Here is a 14,352-nt window from a genome sequence, read left to right on the forward strand (position 1 = left end):
GGCAGGAGGCCTTCCACTTTGAAGCCGCGCCGCAGCACAGCTATGTCATCCGCAGCGTCGATCCGGTGACCCCGCCGTTGAACCTGCCGGACCAGGAGGCGATCCTGGCGACCGGCCCCTTCGCAGAGGGTGACGAGGCCACGCTGCTCAAAAGCCGGCAGATCGACGTGATCGTCGCCAAGAACAGTGGTGGCAGCGCCACCTATGGCAAGATCGCCGCGGCGCGCCGGCTCGGCATCGAGGTGATCATGGTCGAGCGGCGCAAGCCCGCGGACGTGCCGACGGCGGGCAGTTGCGACGAGGCGCTCGACCGCATCGCTCACTGGCTCGCTCCGGCATAGAAACGCGGCGTGTAGACGAGATCCGGCTGGCCTTCACGCTCGATGATACGTGTTTCCGGCGAACCGATGATGACGCAGGTCGCCATGTCGGCGCGGTTGGCATCGGCGTCGCCAAGCGGCATTACCGTCATGCGCTCGTCCGGCCGTCCCGCGGCGCGCCCGAAGATCACCGGAACGGTTGCGGGCAGAACGCCGCGCAGGATTTCGAAGGCTTCGCCGAGCTGCCACGGGCGCGCCTTGCTGATCGGATTGTAGAGCGCGATCACGAGCCCTGCCTCCGCCGCCAGCTTGAGCCGCCGGGTGATGACCTCCCAGGGCTTCAGGTTGTCGGAAAGCGAGATCGCGCAGAAATCGTGGCCGAGCGGCGCGCCGATGCGGGCGGCAACGGCGAGCATGGCGGTCACGCCGGGTGTGATCACCAGTTCGACCGACTTCCATTCCGCTGGCCCCTTGTCGATCGCCTCGCAGACGGCGGCCGCCATGGCAAAGACGCCCGGATCACCGCCGGAGACCATGCAGACCTTCACCCCGGCAGCGGCCCGCGTCAGCGCCACCTGCGCCCGATCGAGCTCCTCGCGATTGTCGGAGGCGACGCGCACCTGGTCGGGGCGCAGGTTCAGCCGGTCGAGATAGGGAAAATAGCCGTAGAATTCTTCAGCCGCCGCAACCGCCTCGGCCGTTTCCGGCGTCATCTGCTTCGGGCTGCCCGGACCGGTGCCGACCACATAGAGCGTACCGGTCATGGCCTGTCCTTCCAACCGGGAACGAGCACCAGCGAGAAATAGGGCGCCTCGTCGTCGGCCTTTTCCGCAAGCGCCGTCATCGCCGCGTTCTTCATGGTGCCGCGCTCGACATAGACGGCCTGGTCGAGACGGCCGGAGGCGGAAAGCGCCCGGCGGATCTTCGGCAGGTTGCGCCCGACCTTCATGATCACGGCGGCTTCGGTATCCTTGAGCCGCCGGCCAAGCTCGGCTTCGGCCATCGTGCCTGGAAGCACGGAGAGCACGTCGTCGCCCTGCACCAGCGGCAGGCCGGCAAGCGACCAGCAGCCGGACATGGCGGTAATGCCGGGGATCACCTCGACCGGAAAACGGTTGGCGAGCCGCACATGCAGATGCATGTAGGATCCGTAGAACAGCGGATCGCCTTCGCTGAGCACGGCGACCGTACGTCCGGCGGCAAGATGCGCCGCCACGGTTTCGGCGGAGGCGTTGTAGAAATCGGTGATCTGGCTCTTGTAGGCGCCGTCGTCCTTGTCGATCTCGGTCGTCACCGGATAGTAGAGCGGCAGCTCGACGAGATCGGGCTTCAGCAGGCCCTCGACGACCGCGCGGCCGTTGCCGCTACGCCCGGCCTTGGCAAAATAGGCGAGCACATCGGCTTCGCCGAGCGCCTTCACCGCCTTGACGGTCAAAAGCTCCGGATCGCCCGGGCCGGTTCCAACGCCGATCAGGCGCCCCACGCCGGCGCCGCTCACAGGCCCGGCCTCGCGAGCGAATTCAGCGCCGCCGCCGTCATCGCGCTGCCGCCGAGGCGGCCGCGGACGATCGCGAAGGGAACGCCATAGGAATTTTCGGCCAGCGCATCCTTCGATTCCGCCGCACCGACGAAACCGACGGGCATGCCGAGGATCGCCGCCGGCTTCGGCGCGCCGTCGCGCAGCATTTCGAGCAGGAAGAACAAGGCCGTCGGCGCGTTGCCGATCGCCACGACCGAACCGGCCAGACGCTCGCTCCAGAGCTTCAAGGCCGCCGCGGACCGCGTGTTGCCGATCTCCGCAGCAATCTCAGGCGTACGCGGATCGCGCAGCGTGCAGATCACCTCGTTGCCGGCCGGCAGTCGAGCGCGGGTGACACCGTGAGCGACCATCTCGGCATCGCAGAGGATCGGCGCACCGGCCTTCAGAGCCGCGCGGGCCGAGGTCACGAAATCGGGAGAGAAGACGAACTGCTTGGTCGCTTCGACGGAACCGCAGGCATGCACCATGCGTACTGCAAGATCCGCTTCCTCGTCGGAGAAGCCCGAGAGATCGGCCTCGGCGCGGATGATGGCGAAGGAACGCTCGTAGATGGCATTGCCATCGCGAATGTAATCATACTCAGGCATGTCTATCCCTGTTCGAACACTGCCGAGATGTGTGCAGCTCCGAGCCGTGTAAGACAGGACTGCGCCGATTCGCCAGCGTCTTTGTTTTGCCGCACCAGCCGGCCGAGCCGGGCAAGCGCGGATTTCACTCCATTCTCATCGGTGTAGGCGCTTGGCAAGTCGTTGGCAGCCCCATTTACGACAAGCCCGTATCCTGATGGCGCACCGACCAGCGTCAATTCCGACGGTTTCGGCCGGGCACACCCCTTGGCACAGCCGGAAAGATGGACGGTGAGCGACCCGTCGAGCAACGCGGGCGCCGCCTCGACGAGACCCTGCGCCATCGCCTTGGTTTCCATCCGCGCGGAGGCGCAGCCCTTGCTGCCGGCGCAGGTCGCGATCGCGTTGCGCGGGTCCGCGGCAGCGATGCGAAAGCCGAGTGCCGCTGCCAGGCCCAGGGCCGCAGCTGCCGCTTCGCGTGCCAGACCGAGCACGAAGAAGGCATGCCCCGGCGCCAGTCGGATCGCAGTGGCGCCGAGCGCCTCGACCTGGTGAAGGAAGGAGATGAGCACTGATGCCTCGACCTGCGCAAATGCGAGGCCGAGCCCAAGAACTGCTTCGAAGTGCCCCAACTCGTGAATGCCGGGTATCGCGGCAGGGCCTTGGGCGGCTGGACGCACGGAATGCTCCTTGCAACGACAAAGGGCGCGAACCTCGCCGGGATCGAGATCGCGCCCGCGCGCGGTCGTGCCAAGGCCCGAAAGCTTCTCCAGAATGGCGATCAGCGCCGGGACCACCGCGTCGCCTTTCAGCACGCCGACGATGCTTCCGCTCGCAGCGGTCCCGCCAAGCGACAGCAGCCAGACGACACCATCCGGCGCCGAAAGTGCCTGAAGGCGAATATCGGCAACGACGGCATCGAGCCCGAAGCGGCCGCCACCGTCGATGACAACGGACAATTTGGGTGCGAGTTTCAAGGACGGCCGGTGCACCTGCAAGGCCCCGCGAAGAGCCGCCGCGATCGGACGGGGATCGGCAATCTCTGCCGGGTCGATACCGGCAAGCGGCGGAACCTCGATCGCCAGTCCCTCGGCGATCGTGATCTCCGCATCGCCGATCGCCTGTGCCAGGGCCGGCACCGTCGCATCGCTCAGGCCGCGCAGTTGCAGGTTTCCGCGCGCGGTGATCTCGACGATGCCGTTGCCGAAGGTTTCAGCCGCTGCTGCAAGCGCCAGGACCTTTGGAATGGTCAGACTGTCGTCATCGGGCCTGAGCCGCACGAGCAGGCCATCGCCGGTCTGCATCGGTGCTGCGAGCGACGGACAGGCGCCGCGCCGCATCGAAGCGGCGGCACCGATTTCTCCGGTCGATGGAACGGCACAACTGATCATCAAATCCGTCATAGCTTGAGGCTCTCCTCCCTGAAGACGCCTCTACAGACGCTATAACACAGCCGCAAACCTTGAGTGAGATCAAACGCGACGCGGATCTGCCCGCCCCGTCATTCCTCGAAGTCGGCGCCCTTGCGAAGCAGGTAGATATCCATGATCCATCCCATCTTCTCACGCGCCGCCGCGCGGGTTTCGAGGATCCGGTCTTTCACGTCGGCAAGGCGACCTGAAATGACGATCTCATCCGGCGTGCCGAGATAGGCACCCCAATAGATCTCCGCATCCGGATCGTCGATCCGCTGGAACGCCTGCTCGCCGTCAAGCATGACGGCGGAGGTCTGGCTCCTCCCGGGAAAGCTCTCGTGCAGCCGGCGCCCGGTGGTGATTTCCACCGGCTTGCCGACGAGGTTCAGTGGAATCCTGTGGCTGGCGCAGAGCGCCTGCAGGCTGGTGATCCCCGGGATGACGTCATAATCGAAGGCAACCTGCCCGCGCGCCTTGACCCGCTCGACGATGCGGATGGTGCTGTCGTAGAGCATCGGATCGCCCCAGACGAGGAAGGCACCGGTTCCCTCCTCGCCCAACTCGTCGGCAAGCAGCCTTTCGTAGATCGCTGCGATCTGTTGATGCCAGTCGTCGACGCTGCCGTCGTAGCTGACGCCCTCGGTGCGGCGGACCGGCACCGCGAATTCGACGGTGCGGCTGTCGTTGCGCGTCACGTATCGGGCGCAGATGTCGCGGCGCACTTCGGCAAGCTCGGTCTTCTTCGCCCCTTTGGTCGGGATGAAGAGCACGTCGGCCTGGTTGAGCGCATTGATCGCCTGCACCGTCATGTGCTCCGGATTGCCGGAACCGATGCCGATGATCAGAATTTTGCGCATGCCCGCCTCCACCATTCCTGTCCTGGCGTCTTAGGCGCATCGTCGCCGTCGGCGCAAGGCCTCAGCGCGACAGCGAGACCGCCATCCGCGTCGGGCCGAGACCGACCTCAATTGATCTCGGCTGCGACCGGATTGTCCGGCAGCCGCCAGTCGATCGGATCGTAACCCTTGGACACGAGGAAGGCATTGGCCTGGGAGAAATGCCGGCAACCGAGAAATCCGGAGTGAGCCGACAATGGCGAGGGATGCGGCGCCCTGAGCACCAGATGGCGCGAGCGATCGACGAAAGCTGCCTTCTTTTGCGCATAGGAGCCCCAGAGCATGAAGACGACGGGATGGTCGGCCTCATTAACGGCGCGGATGATCGCGTCGGTGAACCGCTCCCAACCCCGTCCCTGATGCGAGGCCGCAAGCCCGCGCTCCACCGTCAGCACGCTATTCAGCAACAGTACGCCCTGCTTTGCCCAGCTTTCGAGAAAGCCGTGCCGCGCCGGCGGAATGCCGAGATCGCTGTTCAGTTCCTTGTAGATGTTGACGAGCGAGGGTGGCGTTCTGACGCCGGGGCGGACACTGAAGCACAGCCCGTGCGCCTGGCCGTCGCCATGGTAGGGGTCCTGCCCGAGGATGACGACGCGCACCTTGTAGAGCGGGGTCAGGTCGAGGGCGCGAAAATACTCGGCTCCCCGCGGAAAGATCTGCCGTCCCTCGTTCTTTTGAGCGAGCAGGAACTGCTTGAGGCCGGCCATGTAAGGGCTGGCGAATTCCTGCGCCAGCACCGCTTTCCAGCTCTCTTCGAGCTTCACCGCCGTCTCCATCACATCTCCGGTCCATCTCTTTGGTTCGAGGCCAGCAATTTAGGCCGCCCGACCGTCATCGCAAGGACTATCGCCCGCGTCCGTCGGATGTTGCACGGGTTTTGCCCGATTTATCGGCGCGCCTTCCGTGCGGATCACTAACCTCGCTCAAGAGCATTGTATTTCAAAGAATACAACGATAATCAGAAGGCGAAACCGTTGTATCCTGAAAAGATATCACGCTTCGTTGGAGGGAATTTGATGATCAAGAGAAGAGACTGGCTGAGGAGCCTAGTGCTGACACTCGGCCTCGCCTGGGCCGGCAGCACCATGATGCCGGCAGCCGCGCAGGCTGAAGAGAAGGTGACGGTCTTTGCCGCCGCGAGCCTGAAGAATGCGCTCGATGCGATCAACGCCGAGTGGCAGAAGCAAAGCGGCAAGGAAACCACCGTCTCCTACGCTGCAAGCTCCGCGCTCGCCAAGCAGGTGGAACAGGGCGCCCCGGCCGATGTCTTCATTTCTGCCGATCTTGCCTGGATGGACTATCTCGCTGACAAGAAGCTGATCAAGGATGACACCCGCTCGAACCTGCTCGGCAACCGCATCGTGCTCGTCTCCGGCAAGAAGGACGCGGCACCGGTCGAGATCAAGCAGGGCTTCGACCTGGCCTCCCTCGTCGGCGACGGTCGCCTCGCCATGGGTGCGGTCGATTCCGTTCCCGCCGGCAAATACGGCAAGGCTGCTCTCGAAAAACTCGGCGCTTGGTCCTCCATCGAGAAGAAGGTCGCCGGTGCCGAAAGCGTTCGCGCCGCCCTGCTCCTCGTCTCCCGCGGCGAGGCGCCCTACGGCATCGTCTACCAGACCGACGCCGCGGCCGATCCAGGCGTGAAGGTCGTCGGTACCTTCCCCGAAGACAGCCATCCGCCGATCGTCTATCCGATCGCGATCACCGCCGAAAGCAAGAGCCCGGATGCCGCCGCCTATGTCGACTTCGTCAAGTCGGACAAGGCAGCCGCCCTCTTCGAAAAGCAGGGCTTCACGGTTCTCAAGTAGTCGGCCTGAAACGACGTTGGATCTCGGCTGTCCAGAGGCAGGCGAAGCATCTATCGTCACGCGTCGCCCGCGCCCAAACGCGGGCGACGCAATCGTGTGCCAGAGGCAACGGCGGACGCAGGCGGAAGCCGCGTCCCACCGGCCGCGTATCGGGGGAGCGACATCCATTGGACTGGTTTGCAGTGAGCGATGCGGAATGGACGGCGATCATGCTGAGCCTGCGCGTCGCAACCGTCGCAATGATTTGTAGCCTGCCCTTCGCGCTTGCTGTCGCCATCCTGCTCGCCCGCGGCCGCTTCTGGGGCAAGACGCTGCTGAACGGTCTCGTTCACCTGCCGCTGATCCTGCCGCCCGTCGTCACCGGCTTCCTCCTTCTCTTGCTCTTCGGCCGCCGCGGACCGCTCGGCGCCTTCTTCGCCGACTATTTCGGTCTGGTCTTTTCCTTCCGTTGGACGGGCGCGGCACTCGCCTCCGCCGTCATGGCCTTTCCGCTGATGGTGCGCAGCATCCGCCTGTCGATCGAGGCGGTCGACCGCAAGCTGGAAGACGCGGCGACCACGCTTGGCGCCAGCCCGCCCTGGGTATTCGTCACGATTACACTGCCGCTGATCATCCCCGGCATCATCGCCGGTATGATCATCGCCTTCGCCAAGGCAATGGGCGAATTCGGCGCGACGATCACCTTCGTCTCCAATATTCCCGGCGAGACGCAGACCATATCCTCGGCGATCTACACCTTCACCCAGGTGCCGGGCGGCGATGCCGGCGCCATGCGGCTGACGATCATTTCGATCATCATCTCCATGGCCGCCCTGACCTTTTCGGAACTGCTGGCGGCCCTCGCCGCCAGACGGGTGACGGCCCCATGAGCCTCACCGTCGAAGCCCGCCACCAGCTCGGCAATTTCGCGCTCGATGCCGCCTTTACGTCCGACGGCGGTGTGACCGCACTGTTCGGCCGTTCCGGCTCCGGCAAGACCTCGCTCATCAACATCATCGCCGGGCTGCTGAAGCCGCAAAGCGGCCGCGTCGTGCTCGACGGCGATGTCATCGCCGACAGCGAGCGCCGGATCTTTACCCCGGTGCATCGCCGCCGCTTCGGCTACGTCTTCCAGGAGGCGCGGCTCTTTCCGCATCTCAGCGTAGGCCACAACCTTGCCTATGGCCGCTGGTTCGCCGGCAAGAGTGTCGGCAGCGATTTCACACGTATCGTCGACATGCTCGGCATTGGCCACCTGCTCGATCGCAACCCGTCAGCCCTGTCCGGCGGCGAACGGCAGCGCGTCGCGATCGGTCGCGCCCTGCTGGCGGCACCGCGCCTGCTGCTGATGGACGAACCGCTTGCCGCCCTCGACGAGGCACGCAAGGCGGAGATCCTGCCCTATCTCGAACGGCTGCGTGACGATGCCGGCATTCCGATCGTCTATGTGAGCCACTCCGTCAGCGAAGTCGCCCGGCTGGCGCGGCGCGTCGTGGTGCTCGAAAATGGTCGGGTCACGGCATCGGGCGCGGCCGCTGAGGTGTTGAGCGCCCCTGCCGCCACGCTCGCCACCGGCCGGCGCGAAGCCGGCGTGCTGCTTGAGGGCGAGGTCGAGGGAACCGATCCGTCCCACGAGTTGACGACCGTCCGGGTCGGACGGGAACGGCTGCGCATTGCGGGCGTCAGTGCCACACCCGGCAGCAGGCTTCGCCTGCACATTGCCGCGCGCGACGTCATGCTGGCGACATCAAGACCGGTGGAGATCAGTGCGCTGAACGTGCTCGAAGGGCGAATCCTTGCGATCGCGACCGAGGAAGACGGCAGCATCGATGTCAGGGTGAATTGCGGCGATGCGACGATTGCCGCCCGCATTACGCGCTTTTCACGCGACGCACTGCGGCTCGTTCCTGGCACGACGGTCTACGCCATCATCAAGTCCGTGGCGATTGATCACTAGGCCTACTTGGAAACAGCGTCGGCAGTATCGGACGATCCATCGCTGCGGCGGACGGACTCGAGCCAGGCGAGATCCTCGGCAATCGCGGCTTGCGCCCTTTCTTCCATCTGCCGGTAGCGTCGGATCAGCTCTTCGCCGAACGGCGTCACCAGTGCTCCGCCGCCCTGCTTGCCGCCGCGCTGCGTATCGACCGATGGCTCGCCGAACATCCGGTTCAAGGCATCGACCAGCAACCAGGCGCGGCGATAGGACATGTCCATCGCCCGCCCGGCGGCGGAGATGGAACCGGTCTCGCGGATCAGTTCGAGCAGCATGATCTTGCCGCGACCGAGCCGATCGGCGGGCGGAAAATCGATGCGCAGGACGGTGCGAAGATCGGGGCGTTTGTCACTCATGCGGGCGAGCATAGAAGCTCGCCGAACAAACCGGAAGTCCGCCCGGTGACGAGGCGGACCGGGTTTCCCAAGCAAAGTGAGCCGGCAAACCCAAGCTTTCGAGCAATGGCCAAATAGCGGGTCTTGATCTCGCGCCTTCGACATGCACCGATGCTACCGACAAGTCCTGCCCGAAAGTACCTTCTCCATGCCCGGTCCGACGCTCGATCCCATCGCAACCGATACCACCTTGCCCGCCAAGACCGACGTCGTCATCGTCGGCGGCGGCATTATTGGCGTCAGCACCGCTCTGTTCCTCGCCGAACGCGGCGTTGACGTCGTTCTCTGCGAGAAGGGCACGCCCGGAGCGGAGCAGTCGAGCCGCAACTGGGGTTGGGTAAGGGTCATGGGTCGCGACGAGCGCGAGATCCCGCTGGCGATCGAGGCGCTGAAGATCTGGGATACGCTCGACGCCCGCATTGGCGGCGAGACCGGCTTTCGCCGCAGCGGCATTCTCTACATTTCCGAGAACGAGCGCGACGTCGCCAACCGCGAGGCCTGGCTCGCCATGGCCAGACCCTATGGCGTCGATAGTGAACAACTCGGCCCCGACGCCACCGGGGTCGCGATGCCTGGTACCGCAATCCGTTATGAAGGCGCGCTCTTCACGCCGAGCGATGGTCGGGCCGAACCGCAGAAGGCAGTGCCGGCGCTGGTTGCCGGCGCCCGCCGCGCCGGTGCCCGCATCTTGACCGGCTGCGCCGTACGCGGCGTCGAGAAGGCCGCCGGGCGGATCTCCGCGGTTGTGACCGAGAAGGGTCGCATCGAAACGTCGACGGTGGTCGTCGCCGGCGGCGCCTGGTCTCGGCTGTTTCTCAAAGGCCTTGGCATCCGCCTGCCGCAACTGAAAGTTCGCAATACGGTGCTGAGAACCGGGGCCGTGTCCGGTGGCCCCGAGGGGGCCGGCGCAACGGCGACCTATGCCTATCGCAAGCGGCTCGACGGCGGCTACACGATTGCCGACGGTGCCGCCAACCTGCATGCGATCGTGCCCGACAGCTTCGCCTTCTTCCGCGATTTCCAGCCGGCGCGAAAGGCCGAGGGCGAGGCTGTCCAGGTGGGGATCAGCGCCCAGAGCTGGAACGAACTGTTCGAGATCGGTTCCGTGCCGCTCGACCGGCCCGGCGCGTTCGAGCGGCACCGCGTGCTCGATCCCAACCCGGATTCGCGCCGGGCGCTGAAGGCACTGGAGGCCGCCGGCAAAGCCTTCCCGTTCCTGCGCGAAACCAAGGTGCAGCAGATCTGGGCGGGCCTGATCGACGTGACGCCCGACGCCGTGCCCGTCATCTCGCCCGCCGACGCCGTTCCGGGCCTCATCATCGCGACGGGATTTTCGGGTCACGGTTTCGGCATCGGCCCCGGTGCCGGCCATCTCGTCGCCGATCTCGTCACCGGCAAGACACCGATCGTCGATCCGACGCCATTCCGGCTCTCGCGCTTCTTCGATGGAACGCCGATCACGCTTGCTCCTCCGGTTTGACCGTCGTCCCCGGAGTCCGGCCGCGAAAGAAAATTACAAGCAGCGACCGGCAGCAATATGCGCAACACAACGCGTGGGCGCGCTCCCGGCAGGATTCTATCTTTCTTCGCCTGCCCCTGCCCCACACGACGGAAAGACCTTCATAAGCCCCGGAACTCGTGGCAGTCTGTGAGTATTCCCGTCGGGAGAACGGGGGCTTTTAGGAGGAGTCTGTGCAGACCTCGGGCGGAGGAGCCTTGCGGGTCACATTGCACGTCCTCGTACACCTCAGGCCTACGGTTCTTCCGAAGCAAAAGCATTTCCGGCAAACGTGCTGAGCGGTTTTGCGTCCGGAAATGCGTGAGAACAGAGATGGAGAGCGGTTCGGCTGGAACCGCTCTTGAATTGGTGCGCTGCGCACTCCGGAGGAGGCCGGAACCGCATGAGCGATCTCGATCGACTTAGCCTGCATGTCCCCGAACCGGCGGTTCGGCCCGGTGGTGAACCGGATTTCTCCAACGTCAAGATTCCGAAGGCCGGCTCGGTGCCGCGCCCGGAGGTGGATGTCGCGCCCGAGGAGATCCGCGACCTCGCCTATTCGATCATCCGTGTGCTTAACCGCGATGGCGAGGCGGTCGGCCCCTGGGCCGGGCTGCTCTCGGACGACGAACTTCTCGCCGGTCTCCGCCACATGATGACTCTGCGCGCCTTCGATGCGCGCATGCTGATGGCCCAGCGCCAGGGCAAGACCTCCTTCTACATGCAGCATCTGGGTGAAGAAGCTGTCAGCTGCGCTTTCCGCAAGGCGCTGAACAAAGGCGACATGAACTTCCCGACCTATCGCCAGGCGGGTCTACTGATCGCCGACGGCTACCCGATGGTCGAGATGATGAACCAGATCTTCTCGAATGAAAGCGATCCGCTGCGCGGTCGGCAATTGCCGATCATGTATTCCTCCAAGGAGCACGGCTTCTTCACCATCTCCGGCAATCTCGCTACCCAGTATGTGCAGGCGGTCGGCTGGGCGATGGCCTCGGCCATCAAGCGCGACACCAAGATCGCCGCCGCCTGGATCGGCGATGGTTCGACGGCGGAATCGGACTTCCACTCGGCACTCGTCTTCGCCTCCACCTACAAGGCGCCGGTCATCCTCAACATCGTCAACAATCAGTGGGCGATCTCGACCTTCCAGGGCATTGCCCGCGGTGGTTCCGGCACCTTCGCCGCCCGCGGCCTCGGCTTCGGCATCCCGGCGCTCCGCGTCGACGGCAACGACTATCTCGCCGTCTACGCCGTCGCCAAATGGGCGGCCGAGCGCGCAAGACGCAACCTCGGCCCGACGCTGATCGAATACGTCACCTACCGCGTCGGCGCCCATTCGACCTCCGACGATCCGAGCGCCTATCGCCCCAAGACGGAATCGGAAGCCTGGCCGCTCGGCGACCCGGTCCTGCGGCTGAAGAAGCACCTGATCCTGCGCGGCGCCTGGTCGGAGGAACGCCACGCCCAGGCCGAGGCCGAGATCCTGGACGAGGTGATCCAGGCGCAGAAACAGGCCGAAGGCCACGGCACGCTGCATGCTGGCGGCAAACCCTCGGTGCGCGATATCTTCGAGGGCGTCTATGCCGAGATGCCGCCGCACATTCGCCGCCAGCGGCAGAAGGCAGGATACTGATATGGCCAGAATGACAATGATCGAAGCCGTGCGCAGCGCCATGGACGTCTCCATGGAGCGCGACGACAATGTGGTCGTCTTCGGTGAGGACGTCGGCTATTTCGGCGGCGTCTTCCGCTGCACGCAGGGGCTTCAGGCGAAATACGGCAAGACCCGCTGTTTCGACACGCCGATCAGCGAAAGCGGCATCGTCGGCACCGCAATCGGCATGGCGGCCTACGGATTGAAGCCCTGCGTCGAAATCCAGTTCGCCGACTACATGTATCCCGCCTACGACCAGATCACCCAGGAGGCGGCCCGCATCCGCTACCGCTCCAACGGCGATTTCACCTGCCCGATCGTGCTGCGCATGCCGACCGGCGGCGGCATCTTCGGCGGCCAGACGCACAGCCAGAGCCCCGAAGCGCTTTTCACCCATGTCTGCGGCCTCAAGGTCGTGGTACCCTCCAACCCCTATGACGCCAAGGGCTTGCTGATCGCCTCGATCGAAGATCCCGATCCGGTGATGTTCCTGGAGCCGAAGCGGCTCTATAACGGCCCCTTCGACGGCCATCACGACCGACCGGTCATCCCCTGGTCGAAGCACGATCTCGGCGAGGTGCCGGAAGGCCATTACACGATCCCGATCGGCAAGGCCGAAGTCCGCCGCCGGGGTTCCGCCGTCACCGTCGTCGCCTATGGCACCATGGTACATGTGGCGCTCGCTGCGGCCGAAGAAACCGGCATCGACGCCGAGGTGATCGACCTGCGCAGCCTCCTGCCGCTCGATCTCGACACGATCGTGAAATCCGTCGAGAAGACCGGCCGCTGTGTCGTCGTGCACGAGGCAACACTCACATCGGGCTTCGGCGGCGAAGTCGCCGCCCTCGTGCAGGAGCATTGCTTCTACCATCTCGAAGCGCCCGTCGTGCGCGTTGCCGGCTGGGACACGCCCTACCCGCACGCCCAGGAATGGGACTATTTCCCCGGCCCCGCGCGCGTCGGACGCGCGCTCGTCGAAGTGATGGAGGCCTGACATGGGCGAATTTGTAATCAAGATGCCCGATGTCGGCGAAGGCGTGGCCGAGGCGGAACTCGTCGAATGGCATGTGAAGCCCGGCGATCCCGTGCGCGAGGACATGGTGCTCGCCGCCGTCATGACCGACAAGGCGACCGTCGAAATCCCCTCGCCGGTGACCGGCACCGTGCTCTGGCTCGGCGCCGAAGTGGGCGACACCGTCGCGGTGAAGTCGCCGCTGGTGCGCATCGAAATCGCCGGCGAAGGTGCGCGGGCCGCACCTCTCGACGAAAAGCCGGTCGCCAAGGCTGAAGAAAAGCCCGATGTGAAAGTCGAGGCACCCGCGCCGGTAGCGAAAACCACTCAACCGGCAAAAGTCGAGGCGAAGGCACCGGCGGCCAACGGCATCCCGCCGGCGGCCGAACGGCAGGAAAAGGCGCTTGCCTCGCCGGCCGTGCGGCTGCGTGCCAAGGAAAGCGGCGTCGATCTCCGTCAGGTGACCGGCACCGGTCCAGCCGGCCGGATCACCCATGACGACCTCGACCAATTCATTGCCCGCGGTGCCCAGCCGGCGCTGGCGCCCGCCGGCCTCCAGCGCAAGACCGCGGTCGACGAAATCAAGGTGACGGGGCTGCGCCGCCGCATCGCCGAGAAGATGTCGCTTTCGACCTCGCGCATTCCCCACATCACCTATGTGGAGGAGGTCGACATGACGGCGCTCGAGGACCTGCGCGCCACGATGAATCGCGACCGCAAGGCGGACCAGCCGAAGCTGACGATCCTGCCCTATCTGATGCGGGCGCTCGTTCGCACCGTTGCCGAGCAGCCCGCCGTCAACGCGATCTTCGACGACGGCCCCGGCATCATCCATCGCCATCATGCCGTGCATATCGGCATCGCCACCCAGACGCCGGCGGGCCTCACCGTTCCGGTCGTCCGCCACGCCGAAGCGCGTGGCATCTGGGATTGCGCCAACGAGCTCAACCGTCTTGCCGAGGCAGCCCGCACCGGCACCGCCACCCGTGACGAGCTCACGGGATCGACGATCACCATCTCGTCCCTCGGCGCGCTCGGCGGCATCGTCTCCACCCCGGTCATCAACCACCCGGAAGTGGCGATCGTCGGCGTCAACAAGCTGGCGATCCGCCCCGTCTGGGACGGCACGCAGTTCGTGCCGCGCAAGATCATGAACCTGTCCTCGAGCTTCGATCACCGCGTCATCGACGGCTGGGATGCGGCCGTCTTCGTGCAGCGGCTGAAGACCCTGCTCGAAACGCCGGCGCTTATTTTCGTGGAGGCCTGAGGC

At 65.3% G+C, this 14,352-nt stretch carries 15 protein-coding genes; 8 read left to right on the forward strand and 7 right to left on the reverse strand.

Annotated elements, in window-relative coordinates; translation table 11 throughout:
* Positions 1–341: precorrin-6A/cobalt-precorrin-6A reductase (locus AC0C6X_RS28355; RefSeq protein WP_472956360.1), on the forward strand; the 341-nt coding region annotated here is incomplete at its 5' end.
* Here the strand turns inward: AC0C6X_RS28355 and AC0C6X_RS28360 are convergent.
* The 6 genes from AC0C6X_RS28360 to ung form a co-directional block, all read right to left on the reverse strand.
* Positions 320–1,084: a precorrin-3B C(17)-methyltransferase gene (locus AC0C6X_RS28360; protein ID WP_173520270.1), complete on the reverse strand. Its 765-nt coding sequence runs from the start codon at positions 1,082–1,084 to the stop codon at positions 320–322. The genes AC0C6X_RS28355 and AC0C6X_RS28360 overlap by 22 nt on opposite strands.
* A complete protein-coding gene (locus tag AC0C6X_RS28365) occupies positions 1,081–1,818 on the reverse strand; it encodes a precorrin-2 C(20)-methyltransferase (protein ID WP_247959859.1) in 738 nt (245 codons plus the stop codon). Before AC0C6X_RS28365 ends, AC0C6X_RS28360 begins: the two co-directional genes overlap by 4 nt.
* Positions 1,815–2,447: a precorrin-8X methylmutase gene (locus AC0C6X_RS28370; protein WP_173520268.1), complete on the reverse strand. Its 633-nt coding sequence runs from the start codon at positions 2,445–2,447 to the stop codon at positions 1,815–1,817. Before AC0C6X_RS28370 ends, AC0C6X_RS28365 begins: the two co-directional genes overlap by 4 nt.
* Positions 2,448–2,449: 2 nt before the next feature.
* Positions 2,450–3,817, reverse strand: a complete 1,368-nt coding sequence (gene cobG / locus AC0C6X_RS28375) for a precorrin-3B synthase (protein WP_472956399.1) — start codon at positions 3,815–3,817, stop codon at positions 2,450–2,452.
* Between the two features lie 110 nt (positions 3,818–3,927).
* Positions 3,928–4,698: a precorrin-6A synthase (deacetylating) gene (cobF, locus tag AC0C6X_RS28380; protein ID WP_472956362.1), complete on the reverse strand. Its 771-nt coding sequence runs from the start codon at positions 4,696–4,698 to the stop codon at positions 3,928–3,930.
* Positions 4,699–4,805: 107 nt separating this feature from the next.
* Positions 4,806–5,513, reverse strand: coding sequence for a uracil-DNA glycosylase (ung, locus tag AC0C6X_RS28385; protein WP_247959861.1), 708 nt, complete (start codon positions 5,511–5,513; stop codon positions 4,806–4,808).
* A gap of 240 nt (positions 5,514–5,753) precedes the next feature.
* On the opposite strand from ung, the gene modA reads away from it, so the two are divergent.
* The 3 genes from modA (at position 5,754) to modC (ending at position 8,481) form a co-directional block, all read left to right on the forward strand.
* Positions 5,754–6,545 (forward strand): molybdate ABC transporter substrate-binding protein, encoded by a 792-nt coding sequence (gene modA / locus AC0C6X_RS28390; protein ID WP_472956364.1) that lies wholly within the window; start codon positions 5,754–5,756, stop codon positions 6,543–6,545.
* Positions 6,546–6,754: 209 nt separating this feature from the next.
* Positions 6,755–7,414 (forward strand): molybdate ABC transporter permease subunit, encoded by a 660-nt coding sequence (modB, locus tag AC0C6X_RS28395; RefSeq protein WP_472956401.1) that lies wholly within the window; start codon positions 6,755–6,757, stop codon positions 7,412–7,414.
* Entirely contained in the window at positions 7,411–8,481 is a 1,071-nt protein-coding gene (gene modC / locus AC0C6X_RS28400; protein WP_472956366.1) for a molybdenum ABC transporter ATP-binding protein, read from the forward strand. The genes modB and modC overlap by 4 nt, the downstream gene beginning before the upstream one ends.
* A gap of 2 nt (positions 8,482–8,483) precedes the next feature.
* Here the strand turns inward: modC and AC0C6X_RS28405 are convergent, their stop codons facing one another.
* A complete protein-coding gene (locus AC0C6X_RS28405; RefSeq protein ID WP_173520262.1) occupies positions 8,484–8,876 on the reverse strand; it encodes a winged helix-turn-helix domain-containing protein in 393 nt (130 codons plus the stop codon).
* 187 nt (positions 8,877–9,063) lie between these two features.
* Between AC0C6X_RS28405 and AC0C6X_RS28410 the strand changes: the two genes are divergently transcribed.
* From AC0C6X_RS28410 to AC0C6X_RS28425, 4 genes are all read left to right on the forward strand, one after another.
* Positions 9,064–10,395, forward strand: coding sequence for an NAD(P)/FAD-dependent oxidoreductase (locus AC0C6X_RS28410; RefSeq protein ID WP_173520261.1), 1,332 nt, complete (start codon positions 9,064–9,066; stop codon positions 10,393–10,395).
* A gap of 421 nt (positions 10,396–10,816) precedes the next feature.
* Positions 10,817–12,049: a 3-methyl-2-oxobutanoate dehydrogenase (2-methylpropanoyl-transferring) subunit alpha gene (locus AC0C6X_RS28415; protein WP_173520260.1), complete on the forward strand. Its 1,233-nt coding sequence runs from the start codon at positions 10,817–10,819 to the stop codon at positions 12,047–12,049.
* A 1-nt stretch (position 12,050) separates the two neighbouring features.
* Positions 12,051–13,064, forward strand: a complete 1,014-nt coding sequence (locus tag AC0C6X_RS28420; protein WP_173520259.1) for an alpha-ketoacid dehydrogenase subunit beta — start codon at positions 12,051–12,053, stop codon at positions 13,062–13,064.
* Between the two features lies 1 nt (position 13,065).
* Positions 13,066–14,349, forward strand: a complete 1,284-nt coding sequence (locus AC0C6X_RS28425) for a dihydrolipoamide acetyltransferase family protein (protein WP_472956369.1) — start codon at positions 13,066–13,068, stop codon at positions 14,347–14,349.
* Positions 14,350–14,352 lie beyond the last annotated feature (3 nt).

It is taken from the genome of Ensifer sp. VA4, from assembly GCF_055710065.1.

What these genes read in the sequence shown, in the direction of transcription:
- AC0C6X_RS28415 (WP_173520260.1), top strand. Translation starts at nt 10,817, where the DNA reads ATGAGCGATCTCGATCGACTTAGCCTGCATGTCCCCGAACCGGCGGTT.
- AC0C6X_RS28425 (WP_472956369.1), top strand. Translation starts at nt 13,066, where the DNA reads ATGGGCGAATTTGTAATCAAGATGCCCGATGTCGGCGAAGGCGTGGCC.
- AC0C6X_RS28370 (WP_173520268.1), bottom strand. Translation starts at nt 2,447, where the DNA reads ATGCCTGAGTATGATTACATTCGCGATGGCAATGCCATCTACGAGCGT.
- modB (WP_472956401.1), top strand. Translation starts at nt 6,755, where the DNA reads ATGCTGAGCCTGCGCGTCGCAACCGTCGCAATGATTTGTAGCCTGCCC.
- AC0C6X_RS28420 (WP_173520259.1), top strand. Translation starts at nt 12,051, where the DNA reads ATGGCCAGAATGACAATGATCGAAGCCGTGCGCAGCGCCATGGACGTC.
- AC0C6X_RS28360 (WP_173520270.1), bottom strand. Translation starts at nt 1,084, where the DNA reads ATGACCGGTACGCTCTATGTGGTCGGCACCGGTCCGGGCAGCCCGAAG.
- AC0C6X_RS28410 (WP_173520261.1), top strand. Translation starts at nt 9,064, where the DNA reads ATGCCCGGTCCGACGCTCGATCCCATCGCAACCGATACCACCTTGCCC.
- modC (WP_472956366.1), top strand. Translation starts at nt 7,411, where the DNA reads ATGAGCCTCACCGTCGAAGCCCGCCACCAGCTCGGCAATTTCGCGCTC.
- AC0C6X_RS28405 (WP_173520262.1), bottom strand. Translation starts at nt 8,876, where the DNA reads ATGAGTGACAAACGCCCCGATCTTCGCACCGTCCTGCGCATCGATTTT.
- cobF (WP_472956362.1), bottom strand. Translation starts at nt 4,698, where the DNA reads ATGCGCAAAATTCTGATCATCGGCATCGGTTCCGGCAATCCGGAGCAC.
- ung (WP_247959861.1), bottom strand. Translation starts at nt 5,513, where the DNA reads ATGGAGACGGCGGTGAAGCTCGAAGAGAGCTGGAAAGCGGTGCTGGCG.
- cobG (WP_472956399.1), bottom strand. Translation starts at nt 3,817, where the DNA reads ATGATCAGTTGTGCCGTTCCATCGACCGGAGAAATCGGTGCCGCCGCT.
- modA (WP_472956364.1), top strand. Translation starts at nt 5,754, where the DNA reads ATGATCAAGAGAAGAGACTGGCTGAGGAGCCTAGTGCTGACACTCGGC.